The organism is Ochrobactrum sp. SFR4, assembly GCF_019730395.1.
Lineage (GTDB): Bacteria > Pseudomonadota > Alphaproteobacteria > Rhizobiales > Rhizobiaceae > Pseudochrobactrum.
This window is the reverse complement of record NZ_JAAPBB010001499.1, coordinates 1-230: the sequence shown is the minus strand read 5'-3', so window position 1 is coordinate 230 and position 230 is coordinate 1. Positions and strand designations below refer to the sequence as shown.

Here is a 230-nt window from a genome sequence, read left to right as displayed (position 1 = left end):
CATAAAGCAGACGCGTAATCATATCGCGTCCCTGCCCGTCAGTACCGAGCAGATAGCCTGCCTCACCGACTGGCTTCAGCATCATGCCAAGATTACCGCCATAGGGATCTTCCGGTGCCAGCCACGGGGCAAACAACCCGCAAAACAGGGTCAGCACCGCAAGGCTCAAAGCGATCACCGAACCGGTATCGGACAGCAGCATGCGCAATACGCTGACACGCTTGAAAGCA

1 pseudogene is annotated in these 230 nt (G+C 57.0%); it reads right to left on the bottom strand.

The features are described 5' to 3' along the window. Nucleotides 1–230, bottom strand: a pseudogene (locus HBA93_RS24020) (ABC transporter permease); the annotation flags it as partial.